This window comes from Bradyrhizobium sp. HKCCYLRH3073 (assembly GCF_051167995.1).
In the GTDB taxonomy this organism is placed as follows: Bacteria; Pseudomonadota; Alphaproteobacteria; order Rhizobiales; family Xanthobacteraceae; genus Bradyrhizobium.
Genome location: NZ_JBNPUD010000003.1, coordinates 613,264 through 629,964, shown reverse-complemented (window position 1 = coordinate 629,964; position 16,701 = coordinate 613,264). Strand labels below are relative to the sequence as shown.

Below are 16,701 nucleotides of genomic sequence, written 5' to 3'. Positions count from 1 at the left end.
TCGCGGGTGTTGCGCCAGATCCACGACGATCGCGTGTAGCGCGGCGGTTCCGTGATCCGGGTCACGCCGCTTGAGGGGATGCTCGGCGCCTCAGGTCCCTGCCGAACTGCCCATCGGCACCGGCCGAGGCTGCGGCGGACGCAGGTTCAGCAGGTTTCCGGCGAGAATCAACGCCGCGCCGACCACGGTCAATCCGTCGAGACGCTCCGCATAGACCAGCCAGCCGACGGTGGCGGTCAGCGGAACGCGGAGAAAATCCATGGGCACCACGATGGTGGCGTCGGCGTAGAGCAGCGCCCGCGCCATGCAGAAATGCGAGAAGGTGCCGCAGAGGGCGACGAGCAGGATCCAGCCCCAGGCGGTGGCCGATGGCGGCGTCCAGAATACGAGCGAAGGGATGAGGCCGGCGACGGATTGCACCACCAGCATCCAGAAGATGATCGACACGGTGGGCTCGGTGCGCGTCAGCAGCTTGACCAGTGCGATCGAGATACCGAAGCCGACCGCGGCGGCCAGCGCGATGAGCTGTCCCGGATTGATCGCCCCGGTATCCGGGCGGACGATCACGACGACGCCGACGAGGCCGAGCCCGATCGCCGCCAGCTTGAACAGGGTGATGCGCTCGCCGAGGAAGGCCGCGGCCAGCAGCGCCGTCCAGATCGGCATCGTGAACTCGATCGCCACCACCTGGCCGATCGGGATCAAGGTGAGCGCGAAGAACCAGCCGAGCTGCGCGCCGTAATGGACGAGGTTGCGCGCCGCGTGCTGCTTGAGCCGCGAGGTGCGCAAGGTGGCAAAGCCTCCGCTGAGGGCGATGACCGGCGAGAGCATCACCAGGCCGATCAGGCAGCGCAGCTCCATCAGCTCGAACACGTTGAGCTCGCGCATCGCTTCGCGTCCGGCCACCGCCATCACCAGCATCAGGCTGAGCCAGCCCGTCATCCACAGTGCGGCAATCAGTTTCGAAGCGGGACGATTCATGCGGTGGCGGGGAGAGCGAGGACGGCGGCGAAGGCGGGCTGTATCACCTCGCGCGCAGGGCAATGCAAACGAAATCAACGGTGCAGCGCACCAACGCCGCTGCAGGCTTTGCTCGCGACGGACGCGCGTCATCGAGAAAAACGTGGAGTGTGGCTGTGTTTCGTCCTAAAGCGACCGCCGCGATACAGCCCGCGAACAGCACAACACAGTCTAAGGCAGCCAGAGACAAGACATGACCGAACGCGCCGCTTCAGCCGACTTCGTGACCGCCTTTGCCACTGGCTGGCCGGAGCGGGAGCCTCATCTCATGGTGCTGTCGCTGACCACCCATAAAGGTGTGCAGGACTTCGCCATGACGCGGGAGCAGGCGCTGCTGGTCGCCAAGACCATCAAGCGCACCGCCGCGCAGCTTGCTCCGCCGCCGTCCGCAGGTGCGGTCCCCGGCGCCAGGCGCGGCAGTTGATCGGGATCACCGCGACAGTGAAATGTTGGCTGCGCGGAACTGGCTGTCGGCCCGGATCGACACGGACTGCCTCTTGCCGCGGGTGGCGAGCGCGATGTTGGCGTTGAAGCCGGCGGTGGTCGCGAGCAGCTGGAAGTTGCCGCCGCCGCCACGGCCCTGCAGCACGCCATTGATGCCGCGGCTGGTCTCACTCCAGGTTCCCGAGATGGCCGAGCCCTCAGCGATCACCTCGGCCTGCAGCCCGAACTTGTAGGCATCGCTGGCGCAGGTCAGGACGAGCGTCATCCGCGGTCCCGAGACGCCGTAATTGGCCCGGCACCGGATGCGCTCGGTTGAGCCGTCCTCGAGGGCAACCGTGCCGCTGCCGCCCCATGTTCCGGCCATGCCCGTGAAGGGACCAGGGTCGGCATGCCCCGGCGAGGCGGTCACGCCCGCCGTCAAAACAACGGCGGTGGCCGCGACCCGCCGCACCATCTTCAGGAGCGTGTGCGCGCCGTTACAGGCGCGAAGCCTGCCAGCGGCCGCTGCAGGGGATGCCTGCCGAGGCGCCGTTCCACTTGCCCGAGCCAGAATTGCCGTTGAGCTGCCCATTCGCATATGCGCCATTGATGGAGACCTTGACGAGGCCTTCGCGTCCAATCGAACCCGACACATTGGCGCCAGCCGCAGAAATCTTACCGTCTGCGACGATCAAGGTCGAGCTGGCCGTGGGCTCGCAGCTGCCACTGTTGGTGACGATCGTCACCTGCCACTGCCCGTCATAGGGCGACTGGGCGAATGCGGGGGCGGCCGAGCTGCCCACCAGGATCGACGCGGCGAAAGCCATTCCAATGCGGTCGAGACGCATGAATCGTTGTCCCTCAAATGTCGTTGATCACGACCTTATTTGGAAGAATTGTGACGAAAATTTGCCGCAGCGCCACAACGGATTTTTATCTAGCAATTTCAGTCCATTAACGATTAATGCGGAACCCGGCTTGGAGGCATTCGGGCGGCATTGTGCGCAAACTGCGCCTTCGCCCACGGCATAAGCGGGCGAACGCCCACATCTTTCCGCTGACCGCCCATGCTGCCGTTCGCAGGGCACCGCGAGGGCGCCAGCGGGGAGGATGTCCACAACTTATCAGGGCGATGCGATCAGATGCTCAGTGCGGGGTGAGGCTGGGCGCCTTGGTCGCGAACTGCTCGTCCTGCGGCTTGGCCGGAATCGCGCCGGTCGCCTTGGCCGATTCGACGACATCGCCGAGCAGCTTGAGCCCGAGCGGTGCGAGAGCGCGCTCCCACAGCTCGCGCGCGGTCTCTCCCTTCTTGACGAAGCACCATTCCTGGGCGGCGATGGCGCCCGCATCCATGCGGTCGGCGAGGTGATAGATGGTGCCGCCGGCGATCGGATCGCCTTCCTTGATGGTCCACTCCACCGCAGCGATGCCCCGGTGACGCGGCAGCAGCGACGGATGGTAGCCGATGCCGCCGAGCCGGGCGGCTGCGACCGCCTCGTGAGTGACGCGGGCGTGGCTATGCGCCGTGACGATCAGGTCCGTGCCGGGGGCGATCTCGCCGGCGGGCACGACCTTCGGATTGGCCTGGACCACGACCTCGATCCCGGCCGCCCGCGCCGCGGCTGCAAGCCGGTCCTCGCCATCATGAACGACGACCCGCGCGATCTCGATTCCTCTCTCGCGCAGCATGTTCAGTGTGGCGACACCGAAATGGCGGGAGCCGACGAGAGTGATGCGCATGGCCAGGGATCTTCCACGGTTGGGGGCTGGATCCGGTCGGAGGCTCTGACCGGGCGAAACGGGTCAAACCAAGCCTTGGCCTCCAGGTCAAGCGCCTGCTGGGCCGTCGTCACAGTCTGGCTTCGTCCGGCCGCCGGAGGCGCTGTGGGACCCAAACGGGAAAGGGGAAGGCCGCTCCGAGCCGGAGTTGGCGGGGCCCCTCACGCCTATTGGCGCGCCGATCGCCATGGTCGCCATCAACCTGGCCGCCATCAAGATGCAGGCCGAGACGACCGTGGCGGATGACACGCCCTCGTCGGTACCGGCGGCGGCCTCAGATGAACCGGGACGTCAGGACAGGTGCCGGAAATTCGCCTATAGGTTGTGTATAGACCGGTACTGCATCACGCATATTGCTCGACACAGCTCAACTAAAGGCGCCGAGCTATCAACTGTACTGATGAGGACAACCGAAGATGCCGCTCCTGTCGGCTCAACGGGCGCGATTTGGTCGGTCTTCGAACGCAATTTCCTGGACCCATGGCTGAAGAGGTCATAGAACTTCTGGTTGTGTTATCAGTTGGCGCGTCTGCGTAGTAAAACTGACGCTTCTGCGTATGACGAATATAATTTCTTAAAGGCCCAGGAGCACAATGCTCGAGCCGCTCCGCCGCGCGGCCGGATAGCCGGGTGCCGCGCCTGTCACCGATCCCTGGGCAACAGCACCCGGTTATTTGCCGGCGGTCATGTGGTTTCCGGCGGCGGAAGGTCGATGCCGAGCGCCGCGCACAGCGGCCCAAGATGTTTCTCGTAGCGGCGCCAGCTTCCGATCGAGCGGCGGTAGATCGGCTCGCGCACCTGCATCAGGCTCGCCGTGCGCACCATGCGCTCGGTGCGATGGAAGTCGAGGCAGGCATCCTCCCAGTCGAGCCCGCAATGGGCGAGCACGCGGCGCGACACGCCGTCGAGGTCGTCGACCAGATCCTCGTATTGAACGTCCATCAGGATGCCGGGCGGTAGCACCTTGTGCCAGTGTTCCATCACGCCCTCATAACCCCGGTAGTAGTGGCCGAGTTCGGTCAGGTCGTAGGCGAAGGGCTGTGAGCCTGTGAACAGCAGCGAGTAGCAGGAAATGCAATTGTCGAGCGGGTCGCGCCGCGCGTTGATGATCCTGGCGCGCGGGAACGCCGCATGGATCATCCCGACGAACAGGAAGTTCAGCGGCATCTTGTCGACGATGCGCTCGGCTTCGGGCGCCAGCGTCCGAACGCGGGCGGTGTACTCCTGACCGATCTTCGTCATTTCCTCGGGTGGCAGCAGCGTGATCAGATCGGGATACGCCGGAACGACCTTCTGGCGGTTGGCGCATTCGCCGACAAGATCCTTGAAGGTCTCGAGCTCGCCCGCGCCGAAGACCTTGGAATGGCTGGCCAGCACCTGCTCCATCAGGGTGGTTCCGGAGCGCGGCATGCCAACGATGAAGATCGGGGCCCAGGAATCGTCGCCGTGCCCTGCAACCATGCGAAAGAACTCGGGCGTGAAGCGCGTCGCGACGTTTTTCATCATGCCGAGCCGCTGCTCGGAGTCGTAGTCGAAGGTCTTGCGCTTGAGGGTGTTGGCCTTGTGCAGATGCGAGAAGGCCAGGTCGTAGTCCTTCAGGTCGGACAACGCCTTGCCAAACGCGAAATGGGCTGCGATCTGCTTCTCCTGATCGAGCTGGTCGACGCGTTCGATCAGCTGCCGCAGACCAGGAAGCCGGCTGTCGTCCGGCTTGAACTTCGACATGTTCGCGAGATTGAGGTGGATCGGCGCGTCGTCCGGCGCCAGCTCCAGGGCCTTCTGGAACGCCGCCGTCGCCTCGTCGAAGCGGCCGAGCGCCTGGTAGGCGACGCCGAGATTGTTGTAGGAGCCGAAGCGTTCCGGCTTGATCTTGATGGCCAGCAGGTTCTGCTCGATCGATTCCTCGAGCCGGTTGAGCTCGAGGAAGGCGTTGCCGAGATTGCCATAGGCGTCGGCATAGTCGGGCCGGCTCGCGATCGCCCGCTTGTAGTGCTCGATGGCGCGCTCGCGATGGCCCTGGCGCAGCAGCACGTTGGCGATGTTGTTGTGGGTCTCGGCATGCTCCGGGCTGAAGTCGAGGACCTTGAGGTAGTGTTTCGCTGCCTCGATGTCTTTTCCTGTCGTGTAGAGCAGGTTGCCGAGTGCGAAATGCGCATCGAGGTGCTGCGGCTTGTTGTCGATCGCCCGCCGGAGCAGGGCCATCGCCTCGTCGATCAGCCCCTGGTTCTGGCGAACCATGGCGAAGGCGTAGAGGATGCCGGGGTGGCTCGGCGCCAGCGCAAGTGCCGTCTCGTAATGCTGTACGGCCGTCTCATAGTGGCCGGCGGAGGCCTCGACGGCTCCGATGCTGCCATGGGCCTCGGCGGATTTGTCGTTCACCGCGACCGCGCGCACGAAGAAGTCCTTGGCCTCGTCGAGCCGGTTGGCGGTGGTGCAGATCATGCCGAGTCCGACCAGCGCGTCGAACTGGTTCGGCTGCCCCGCCAGGATCAGGTTGTAGATCGTCTCGGCATCCTTGGAGTCGCCGCGGCCTTGCAGCCTCTTTGCCACGGCAGCGGCGCCTTCGACCAACGTCTGCAACGATCCGGCCTGCTGCGAAGCGAAGGAAAGCGATGCTGTCGTCGGCGTCACCACGGGCGGGGCCACGTTCACGGGCTGGGGCGGCTTGGCGCCCGCGATCGCCTCGGCAATGGTCGGCCGCACGGCTTCGCTGCCGAGCGCATCGAGCAGCGGCTTCAGCCGGTCGCCATACATCCGCCAGCGGCCGACCGATCCGGAGAACAGCGGCTTGCGGACCTGGACCAGGCTGGCCGTGTTCACCGGACGCTCGTTCTCGTGGAACGACAGGCAGGCGTCATCCCAGTCGAGCCCGCAATGCGCCACGATCTTGCGCGCATGCGCATCGAAGTCACGCACCACGTCCTCATACGCCACCTCCAGCATGACGCCGTCCGGCAGCACCTTGCGCCAATGACCCATCAGGGCATCGTAGGCGCGGTAGTAGCGGCCGAGCTCGGCGAGGTCGTAGGCGAAGGGCTGCGGCTCGGCGAACAGCTGCGTGTAGCAAGACAGGCAGGTGTCGATCGGATTGCGCCGGACGTGAATGATGCGCGCATTCGGTAGCGCGAGATGGATCAGCCCGGCGAACAGGAAGTTCGACGGCATCTTGTCGACGATGCGCTTGGTGTCCGCCGGCAGGTCGGTGAACCGCTCGAGATAGGCGCGCGCGAGGGCCTCAATGTCGGCGTCGGACAGCTTGGCGAGCATCTCCGGATAGTCGCCGCGGGCACGGTCGGTGAACAGTCCCGCGGCGGCCGCGAAATAGTTGACCTCGCCGGCGCCGTGCACGGCGGAATGGCTGGCGAGGAGCTGCTCGACCAGGCTGGTGCCGGACCGGGGCATGCCGATGACGAACACCGGCGCCTGCGATGGATCGCCATGGCCGGCGCGCGCCTGCAGCATGTCCTTGGAGAACACCGCGCGGATGCGCTCGATCTGGCGCAGCGTCTGGTTCTCGTCATAGTTGATGCGGCGGCGCTCGAGAGCATTGCCGGCGTTGAGGTGGACCAGCGACCGTTCGCCGTCCTTGATGTCGGCATAAGCCCGCCCGAGGGTGAAGTGCAGCGCGATGCGCGCATCCTCGGTGAGCGTCTCCGAGTTCGCGGCCAGATCCTGCAAGGGCGCCCAGCGCGCGTCGTCGACCGCGAACGGCTTGACCACGCCGTAGTTGAGGTGCGTGCCGATACTGCGCGGGTTGACAGCCAGGGCGGATTCATACGCGAGCGCCGCCTCGTCGAGCCGTCCCAGGATCATCAGCACGCCGGCGAGATGGTTCATCGTCGTCGCGTCGCGGGGATCGTGGGCGAGGGCCGTTCGATAGCTTGCGACGGCGTCCTCGTAGCGCTTGACGTCGCGCAGCGCATCGCCGCGGTTGCGGTGGGCGACGGCATAGTCGGGGCGCCGGCGCACCGCCTCGTCGTAATGCGCGAGCGCCAGGTCGTGCTTGCCGCGCGATTGCAGGGCATTGGCGAGATTGTTATGGGCCTCCGGGAAGTCCGGCCGTTCGGCGATGGCGCGCTCATAATGGAAGATGGCGGCAGGGACGCTCTTCATCTCCAGGTGCAGATTGCCGAGATTGTAGTGCGCCTCGGCGAGATGCGGGCTCAGGGCAAGGGCCTGCTGATAGGTGCGGATCGCGGCATCGAGCTCGCCGGCGGCCTGCTGGCAGCCGCCGATGTTGAGCAGCACGACCGGCGCATTGGGCTGGATCGCGAGCGCGCGCGTGTAGTGGGCAATGGCTTCCGAATGCCGCCCGAGCATGCGGCAGGCGTCGCCGAGGCTGGCGGCGGCTGCGGCGAAATCGGGCCGCGCGTCGAGCGCGGCCTCGTGGTGCGCGAGCGCGCGCTCGTACTGGTCGAGGCGCTGCAAGGCAAAGCCGAGCGCCTGGTGTGCATCGGCGCTGCCTGCGTCCGCGGCCAGCACCAGCTCCAGATGCCGAACCGCCCCGGCGGGATCGCCAAGGCTGGTGAGCACGCTGCCGAGCAGCAGCCGGGCCTCGGCCGAGCGTTCGTCGAGCGCGACGGCACGCTGCAGATGCGTGCTCGCTCTGGCGAGGTCGCCGAGACCTGCGAAAGTCTTGCCGAGCGACAGGTGCAGATCCGCGGCGTCGCCGGCTTCCTCTGCGGCCTGGTCGAGCAGGGCGCGTGCCTCATGCGTGTCGCCGAGCTGCAGGCGGACCATGGCGAGGCTGCACAGGGTGCGGAAATGACGGGGCTGAAGCGAAAGAACTTTCCGGTAGGCGTGCTCGGCGATGCGCAAGGCTTGATCGCTGAGCGCGGCCGCCGACGGCTGTCCGCCGTCGGACGCTGCGGGCACGAGGCGGGGGCGGAAGGCGACGGCGAGCTCGTTCATGATGACAACTTGCTGAATGTTCGACGAATGCCGTTGTCGAGGCGGATTGAAGCGAAACGGAGGCTTAGACGAGGCCGATCGCAAGCGGTCGGCTAGAACCCTTCGAGCCGTGCATGGAATTTGTCCGGCCACGTGCAGCGTCGATGGCCGGTGCTGCCACAACGCAACGAGCCGGCGTAGACCCAAGGGTCTGCGCCGGCCAATGTTGGTCAGGTTGCCGAGGGCGTCAGCCCCACATGTGATGCATCGCGTGGTGGTGGGACATGTCCGGACCGCTCGATGCTGCTGCCGCCGTTGCGGCTGGCGCCGCCGCTGCTGCCGCGGTGTGGTGGCTGCTGTGATGGCTGTGGTGGCCGCCGCAGTGATGGGTCGTGGTGGTGTTGTTGTTGCCGCCGGTGGTTCCTCCGCCGGCCGTTCCACCGCCCGTCGTGCCGCCTCCGGTCGTCCCGCCACCCGTGGTGCCTCCGCCGGCAGTGCCGCCTCCGGTGGTGCCGCCACCCGTCGTGCCACCTCCGCCCATGCCGCCGCCGGGCGTGGTCGTGCTCGCAGGCGTTCCGCCCGTGCCGTTGGCGATGTTCGGCGTGGCGCCCGCCGGCATACCGGTGCCCTGGGCAATGCCATTGACCGCCGTCGCCGTCACGAAGCTCGTCGCGGATGTGACGTAGGCCGATCCGCCGATCGCGATGTTGTTGCCCGCGATGTCTCCGGCATTGCCGATGTAGTTCGCGGCGGCAGCCTTCAACATCGCCTGATCGGTCGCCAGGGCTGCACCGGTGTCACCGTTCATGATGCCCATCAGGGCCTTCGTGGCCATGGTGGTGTCGGACTGCAGAGCGCCGGCGGCGAGCTCGTCGTCGAAGCGTCCCTTGAACACCGCGCCCTGCGCCGCATCGAATGCCGCACCGAAGTTCTGGTAGTTGGTGATCTGGTCGATCAGGGCCTGCGACGCCGTCCCCGTTCCATTGGCGACCGCAACCAGCTTCGCACCCAGCGTGTTGCCCTCGGCGAGGAAGTTGGCCCAGAAATTGGTCTGCGCCTGATTGTCCTGGAACTTCGTGACCGTGCCGGTCAGGCCGCCGGGCATCTCCGAGAAGCCGCCGCCGTGTCCCGGCATGCCGGTGCCGCCCGCCGCGGCGTTGAGGGCCGCGTCGTTCTGGAACACGTCGATCATGTCGACGATGTTGTCGGCGGAGCCGCGCAGCGCCGTCGGGCTGGCCATCGTTTCGGCGACGTTGTAGTTGTTGATTTGAAGGTTTGCCTGGCTGAGCAGCGTCATCAGATGCAGCGTCGTCGTCTGGGCATCGACAGCGGTTTGACCTGCTTCAATCGCAGCGAGCTTCGCGGGATCGTTCAGGATCGCTTGGAGGCCCTGCGCCACGGCCGTGAAGTCGGCTTGGACCTGGTTGATATTGTTGGCGCTCATGCCGCCCAGCGAAAGGTCAGCGACGGCATTGAACACCGTTCCGATGGCGGTCAGGTCGCCCGCGGCCGCTGCAGCGAGATTGGTGGCGCTGTCGTTGCCGGCGGGAAGGCTCTGGAACGCCACATCCATGGCACCCGTGTTGGCCAGGAAGGGAACGTTGTTGAGCGCGGCCGAGAGATGCGCGTCACCCTGGATCTGCGCCAGGATCTGCATCTGCACGTTGTGGATGGTCTGGTCGGCTTCGGCGAGGGTCGCCGGATTGGTCGTGTTCGGCGCCGCGTTGATCAGCGTCGTGATCTCGTTCGAGACCTGGGTGAGCACCGCGGTGTCGGTCGCGTTGAGCGTAAAGGCCTTGCCGCCGATCGTGACGTCTCCGGGATTGGCCAGCATCGCGTTGATGTCGTTCTGCACGGCATGCAGGTCGGTGGTGTAGCTGCCGAGGAACGGGTTCGAGTTGCCGCTGTTCTGCGGCGTCGACCACAGGCCGGTCGAGATGCGAACGGCGTCGTTGAAAACGACGCCGGCCTGCACGAGGTCGGTCGACAGGTTGAGCGCCGAGGCGCGAACCAGCAGATTGGACGTGCCATTCGCCAGCGCCGTCGGGTTGAAGGTATTGGCTGCCATTGATCATCTCCCCAAGTTTCAACCCGGCGTCTGCTGCTTGGCGGTTCGGCAGCACGCGGGCGTTGATCGGGCTGAGACATCTCGTTCACCTCCTCGCGGAGCGGGCGAAATGTCGCAGCCTCAGAGCACCTGGGAATTATTTGCTCCAATGGGGCCAAAAGAAGCGCCGCGGAGTCCTCAAATATGATGTTGTTCGGGCAAACGACGATTGTCGCAGCCGGGTCACGGCCGCGCTCGGAAGCGTACTAACTCCTTGAATTCCGTCGTGGCATCCCTGCAACATTGCCGCTCAGCGAAGCTTCGATGCACGGTCCAGACAAGAAGTTGCCCCGATCTTGCGGCTGGTCGCCGATCTCTCCTTAGAAAAGTTCCAGCGTAACGAGGCTTCACAGTGCGGAACGGAACATGCATCTTTGCTGATCTTCAGAGGCTTCCTTTCTTCAACGCGTGTCGTCTCGCCCGGCTCATCGTCCTTCTCATTTCCCCCGGGAGCACTGCGTGAGTTGACCTCATCTGCTTGCTCCCGGGTATCCGATCCGCAGCAGCTGCTGCGGCTGCCTCATCAACCCCACATGTGATGCATCGCGTGGAGATGCGACATGTCGGGACCGGCAGCCGCGGCCTGGTTCGTATGCGCGCCCTGGCTGTGATCGTGATGATGATGATCGCTGTGATGCGCGGCGTTGCTGCCGTTGTTGGCCGTCGTACCCGTCGATGTGCCGCCAGCCGCCGCTCCGCCGGTCGACGTGCCTCCGTTCGCCGCGGTGCCACCGGCTGCCGCGCCACCGCCGGCAGTGGTTCCTGCCGCAGCAGTGCCGCCAGTGCCGTTGGCCAGGTTCGGGGTGGCGGTGACCGGAATGGTGCCGTGCGCGGTGCCCTTGATGGAGGTTGCCGTCGAGACCGTCGTGGCCGTTCCGACATAGGTGCCGCCATTGACGGGAACGTTGTTGCCTGAGACGTCCATGGCGTCCGCCGCGAAGCCTTGGCCTGCCGCGGCGATCATCGCCTTGTCTGCCGCAAGTGCTGCGCCGGTGTCGCCGTTGAGGATGCCCTGCAGGCCCTTGACGGCATGGGCAGTGTCAGCTTCGAGCGTACCGCTGAGCAGCTCGTTGTCGAACCGCCCCTGGAATACGGCCCCCTGCGCGGCGTCGAAATTGGCGCCGAACTGCTGGTAGTTCTGGATCTGCGTGATCAGGGCCGCGCTCGCCTGCGCACCGCCGGTCGAGATCTTCTGCAAGGTGGCGTTGATGGTGTTGGCCTCGGCCAGGAATGCAGCCCAGAAATTCGTCTGCGCCTGATTGTCCTGGAATTTGGTGACCGTGCCGGTCAGTCCACCCGGATCTTCGGCGAAGCCGCCGGAATGGCCGGCATTGCCGTTGCCGCCCGCGGCCATGTTGAGGTTGGCGTCACCCTGGACGATGTCGATGATGTCGAGCAGATTGTCGGCCGTGCCGCGCAGCGCCGCCTGATTTCCCGTGGTCGCCGCCGCGTCGTATTTGTTGAGCTGCAGGTTGATCTGACCGAGCGCGGTCTGTAGGTGGATCGTGGTCAGCGCCGCCGCGTTGGCGGTCTCGCCGGCCTCGATCTGCGCGAGCTGGGTCTTGTTGTTGAGGATGGCCGTCAGGCCCTGCGAGACCGCAGTCAGATCGGTGTTGACCTCCTGCAGGTGCGCCGCGTCGATGCCGCCGGAGGCGAGCTCGACCACCTTGTTGAAGACGAGGCCCACGTCCTTGAGGCTGGCGCCAGCGGTCGCCGCAGCAAGGCTCGCCGGATCGTCCGCGCCGGCGGGCGAGGTCTGGAAGGCGATGTCCTGGCCGCCTGTGTGGGCGAGGAAGGGCACATTGTTCAGCGCGTTCGCCAGATGCGCATCGTTGTGGATCTCGCCCAGGATCTCCTGCTGGAGCGCATGAATGGTCTGGCTGGCGGCAGCCTGGGTGGTGGCGTTCGCGAACTGCCCCGCCGCCTGCAGCAGCGTCCCCAGCTGACCCTCGACGTTGGTGAGGACTGCCGTGTCAGTGGCGTTCAGTGCGAAGGTGTGTCCGCCGAGCGTGACCTGACCTGGATTGGCCAGCATGGCGGCGATATCGGTCTGCACCGCCGTGATGTCGGCCTGATAGCTGCTCAGGAACGTCGGCGAGTTGCCGCTGTTGGCCAAGCTGAACAGGCCGAGCGAGGCGCGGACCGCATCGTTGAAGACGACGCCGGCCTGCACCAGATCGGTCGAATGCTGAATAGCAGTGGCGCGAGTCAGCAGGTTCGACGTGCCGTTGGCGAGCGCGGTCGGACTGAAGTTGACCGGCGTGGCACCACCGCCGCTGCTCGGCGGCGTCGAAGTGGTGCCGCCGGTGCCGTTGGCGATGTTCGGGGTCGCCGTCACCGGGATCGTGCCGTGGGCGAGGCCGTGCACCGAGGTCGCCGTCGAGACCGTGGTGGCCGTGCCGACATAGGTCGCGCCGCCAATCGCGATGTTGTTGCCGGAGACGTCCATGGCGTCAGCGGCGAAGCCCTGTCCGGCGGCGTTGATCGCCGCCTTGTCCGCCGCGAGAGCCGCGCCGGTGTCGCCGTTCAGGATGCCCTGCAAGCCTTTCACGGCGGCCGCCGAGTCGGCTTCCAGCGTGCCGCTGAGCAGCTCGTTGTCGAAGCGGCCGCGGAAGACATTGCCCTGGGCGGCGTCGAAATTGGCGCCGAACTGCTGGTAGTTCTGGATCTGCGTGATCAATGCCGCGCTGGCTTGCGCGCCGCCCGTCGAGATCTTCTGCAGGGTTGCGTTGATGGTGTTCGCTTCGGCCAGGAACGCGGCCCAGAAATTGGTCTGCGCCTGATTGTCCTGGAACTTGGTGACCGTGCCGGTCAATCCGCCGGGATCCTCCGCGAAGCCTCCGGCATGGCCCGGCATGCCGTTGCCGCCGGCTGCCATGTTCAGGTTGGCGTCGCCCTGGATGATGTCGATGCTGTCGAGCAGGTTGTCGGCCGTGCCGCGCAACGCAGCCTGATTGCCGGTCGTTTCCGCCTTGGCATACTGGTTGAGCTCGAGGTTGACCTGTCCGAGCACCGTCTGCAGATGGATGGTCGTGAGCGCGGCCGCGTTCGCCGTTTCGCCGTTCTCGATCTGTGCGAGCTGGGTCTTGTTGTTGAGAATGTTGGTCAGACCTTGCGAGATCGCGGTGAGGTCGGTCGTGACCTCCTGAAGATTGCCGGTGTGGATGCCGCCGGAGGCGAGGTCGACGACCTTGTTGAAGACGAGGCCGACATCCTTCAGCGTGTTGCCTGCGGTCGCTGCGGCCAGGGTCGCCGCATCATCGGCACCGGCCGGCGTGTTCTGGAAGCCGACGTCCTGGCCGCCGGTGTTGGCGAGGAAGTTGACCTTGTTGAGCGCGCCGGACAGATGCGCGTCGCCGTTGATCTCCTGCAGGATCTCCTGCTGGACCGCGTGCAGCGTCTGATCCGCGGCTGTGATCGTCGCAGCATTCGTGGTCTGCGGTGCGGCCGTAAGCAGCGTCGAGATCTGCGCCTGCACGTTGGTGAGAACGGCGGTGTCGGTCGCGTTCAGCGTGAAGGCCTGGCCGCCCAGGGTCACCTGGCCGGGATTTGCGAGCATCGCCGCGATGTCGTTCTGCACGGCGTGGAGATCGGTCGTGTAGCTGCCGAGGAACGGGTTCGAGTTGCCGCTGCCGGCCTGCGAGAACAGGCCGAGCGAGGCGCGCACCGCATCGTTGAACACCACGCCGGCTTGGACGAGGTCGGTCGACATGTTGAGCGCTGAGGCGCGCACCAGCAGGTTCGACGTTCCGTTGGCCAGCGCCGTCGGGTTGAAGGTGTTATTCGCCATAGATCATCTCTCCCCAAGTTCATCCGACGCCCGGCAGGGCCCCGTACCGAAACTGGCCGGACGATGCGGAAGCGCATCGGCCCTGCGTCGGACGTGATGCGCCGCGCCTCACGCCCGTGCGCCGCTGTGTCGCGCGTTCTTCTGACGCGCGCTACTTTGTCGCACCTCGCTATATGCTCGGAGCAATCGGGCCAAAAAAGGCGTGGGGGAGTCCGCAAATATGTTGTTCTCGGGACATCGCGGATCTGTGACAGATGCGCCGCGATCGCGTGCCAAGTGATTGATTTCTGGCAGCAAGCAGCAACTGCGCGGTGCGGCGACCGGGCGCGAATTGCATCTTGTCGTCAAGATGCTGCCTGCATCTCGCCGGTGAGTGGCCGGTCTCCAGCGATCAGACGCAGGGTTGGTCTGATGCTGTCAAGGCTGCCCGGCGACGCGGGCGCGCGGCATTGTCTCAGCGCCATCGCTGGAAAAACGCCACGATGGATTGTGTGTCGGGGAAGTTAGAGGCAAAGGCGCCCGGGCGTGTCGGCCGACCTCGCCGTGCGCCGTTCAGGACGGCGGCGCGGCCTGGCGCTGCGCCAGGAGCGCAGTCCTGATCTTCTGCAGCAGTGTGGTGTAGAGCTGATTCCAGGCCGGGTCATTCTGCCCGTTCGCGTCGAGCCCTTGCTTGGTCAGGCCCAGGCTGATCCGGTAGACGGCGAGGGCGCCGTCGATGTTGCCGAGCGGAAGGAAGGCATCGCCCAGACTCTGATAGGAATTTGCAAGCGCCTGCTGCAGCGACGGGTCGTTGGCGATCGTGTTGGCGAGATGGGTGATCAGCGCGGTGTTGGCGCGACGCTGCTCGAAGGCTTCGGCATGGCGGCCCTGGGCGGTGAGCACATCCGCCAGCAGAGCGTGGCACCAGGCGAGGTCGCGCTGAAAGCCGAGATTGCCGCGATGGGCCGCGGTCAGCTTCCGGATGATGGCGAGGCTGGCGGAATAGGCGGCATGCGCAGCCTCGAGGTTTCGCTGAACGAACAACACGGCGCCGATGCGGTTCAAGGCGACCGAGAGGTTGCGTTGAAACCCGGCGTCGTCCGGATTGGCTGCGGTCAGGTACCTGACGATGGCGATGCTCTGCTTGTAGTTCTGCAACGCGTCCATGAGATCGCTGGCGGTGGCTGCGCGATCGCCTTCCGCGATCCCGGCGGCAGCCTGATCCAGCAGCCTGCCAGCGGCGACCGTGACGCCGACCGCAAGGCCCCCGCGGGCGACATCGCCGCGCGGGCGTTCCAGCAGCGCGGCGAGCGCGACCGGCTCGTCGCTCTCCACGGATTCCGGCGCAGACTCTGCTCTCGAGGCTCGATCCCGATCAAAGGGCGCAGGCGGCGCCTGCTGCTGAGAGGCGCGCGGTTGCGGACGCAATCCCCGTCCGAAGCCGGGAATTCGGCGCAACATGCCCTCGACCTGCGCGGCCGTGATCAGGCGCGTGCATTCGAACTGCCGGGACGTGCCCTGCCATCGCGGGCACCACAGAAAGTCCTCATGGTCGAAGCGATGACGGGCATCATTCCAGCAACTGTTGCAGGCGTGATGGTTGATGACCCGATAGGGGGTCGCAAACTCGTTGGTCGGGTGGGTGAAGCCGCTGATCAGCACGACCGGAGTGCCGACCGCCCAGGCCAGCCATGACAGCCCCGAGGAAAGGCCGATGAAGAACGCGGCGTGCTTGAGCCAGCGGGCGCGCTCGGGCAGCGGCCGGTCGCCGGTCTGATCCTCGGCTTCGGCAGGAATCTGCGTTCGGAAAGCGCCGTGGCTGCGCTCCGCGGTCTGATCGACGCAGATCACGCGATAGCCGGTCGCGCGCAGGAAGGCCACGACGCTCTGCCAGCCCTCCGGATTGTTCCAGTGCTTGCATGCGGTCGTCGCCTGCACGGCGATGCAGACATAGGGGTCCTCGATGGGACGGCTCTCTTCGCTCAACGCGACGCGTGGCGGCTGCTCGGCCGGATCGACGCCGAGAATATGAGCTGCTGTCCGATGCAGACCGACCTGCCGGAAATCACAGGGATGATGCACGAACTCGGCATCGTCGAAGAACAGCGCGACCGAGTAGGTCGCGTAGTATCGCTCCGCCTGGACCGTGTCGTGGCTGAGGAACGTGATGTCTGGGTAGACGGCGCGGAACAGCGGGATCAGCGGCTCGCCCATCGCACAGCTCAGGCGGCATCGATGCAGGTCCCTGAACTTCACCACATAGCTCATCCAGCCGATGATGTCGCCGATCGTGCCGACCGGGAATTGGATCAGGACGTCGCGGTCGGTGGCGTCATAGTCGTGGCACAGCAGCAGCTCGGGCCCTGACCACACTTCCAGCCTGAACGGGACGAAGTAGCGCTTGCTGCTGTTGACGTGCCCAGAACGCAGGTCGATGTCGAACAGGACGTTGGCCGTCTCGAGATCGCTCAACCGGACGCGCCAGGCGTGTCCGGTGTCGGGCAGCATGACACGACAGCCGTCGTTGAAATCGAAGCGCAGCCCTTGGGGACCCTCCTGGGTCGGCACGGTCGCTGGCGGTGGCAGTCGCGGCTTGCGTGCCTGATCAGACGCCTCGGTGCGGGCGCCGGGCTGGGCGGACGGTAACGCACTCGTCGGCACCATCGCCGGGTCCGAGGTGCGGGGAAAATTTGCAACGTTCATGTTGAGGTGC

General features: G+C 65.8%; 9 protein-coding genes. 1 reads left to right on the top strand and 8 read right to left on the bottom strand.

Annotation, left to right across the window (positions count from 1 at the left end; translation table 11 throughout):
- Positions 1–90: 90 nt before the first annotated feature.
- A complete protein-coding gene (locus tag ACQR1X_RS10500; RefSeq protein ID WP_316178619.1) occupies positions 91–981 on the bottom strand; it encodes a DMT family transporter in 891 nt (296 codons plus the stop codon).
- 232 nt (positions 982–1,213) lie between these two features.
- On the opposite strand from ACQR1X_RS10500, the gene ACQR1X_RS10495 reads away from it, so the two are divergent.
- A complete protein-coding gene (locus ACQR1X_RS10495; RefSeq protein WP_315799868.1) occupies positions 1,214–1,444 on the top strand; it encodes a hypothetical protein in 231 nt (76 codons plus the stop codon).
- Between the two features lie 6 nt (positions 1,445–1,450).
- On the opposite strand, the gene ACQR1X_RS10490 is transcribed toward ACQR1X_RS10495, so the two are convergent.
- From ACQR1X_RS10490 to ACQR1X_RS10460, 7 genes are all read right to left on the bottom strand, one after another.
- Complete coding sequence (locus tag ACQR1X_RS10490) at positions 1,451–1,918, bottom strand: hypothetical protein (RefSeq protein WP_315799869.1); 468 nt, start codon at positions 1,916–1,918, stop codon at positions 1,451–1,453.
- Between the two features lie 22 nt (positions 1,919–1,940).
- On the bottom strand, positions 1,941–2,291 hold the full coding sequence (locus ACQR1X_RS10485; RefSeq protein WP_315751045.1) for a hypothetical protein: 351 nt from the start codon (positions 2,289–2,291) through the stop codon (positions 1,941–1,943).
- A gap of 298 nt (positions 2,292–2,589) precedes the next feature.
- Positions 2,590–3,183 (bottom strand): formyltransferase family protein, encoded by a 594-nt coding sequence (locus ACQR1X_RS10480; protein ID WP_315799870.1) that lies wholly within the window; start codon positions 3,181–3,183, stop codon positions 2,590–2,592.
- A 723-nt stretch (positions 3,184–3,906) separates the two neighbouring features.
- Positions 3,907–8,133: a sulfotransferase gene (locus ACQR1X_RS10475; protein WP_434898771.1), complete on the bottom strand. Its 4,227-nt coding sequence runs from the start codon at positions 8,131–8,133 to the stop codon at positions 3,907–3,909.
- Positions 8,134–8,359: 226 nt separating this feature from the next.
- Complete coding sequence (locus ACQR1X_RS10470) at positions 8,360–10,180, bottom strand: hypothetical protein (RefSeq protein ID WP_434898770.1); 1,821 nt, start codon at positions 10,178–10,180, stop codon at positions 8,360–8,362.
- A gap of 562 nt (positions 10,181–10,742) precedes the next feature.
- Positions 10,743–14,009 (bottom strand): beta strand repeat-containing protein, encoded by a 3,267-nt coding sequence (locus tag ACQR1X_RS10465; RefSeq protein ID WP_434898769.1) that lies wholly within the window; start codon positions 14,007–14,009, stop codon positions 10,743–10,745.
- 552 nt (positions 14,010–14,561) lie between these two features.
- A complete protein-coding gene (locus ACQR1X_RS10460) occupies positions 14,562–16,691 on the bottom strand; it encodes an autotransporter strand-loop-strand O-heptosyltransferase (protein WP_434898768.1) in 2,130 nt (709 codons plus the stop codon).
- Positions 16,692–16,701: the final 10 nt, after the last annotated feature.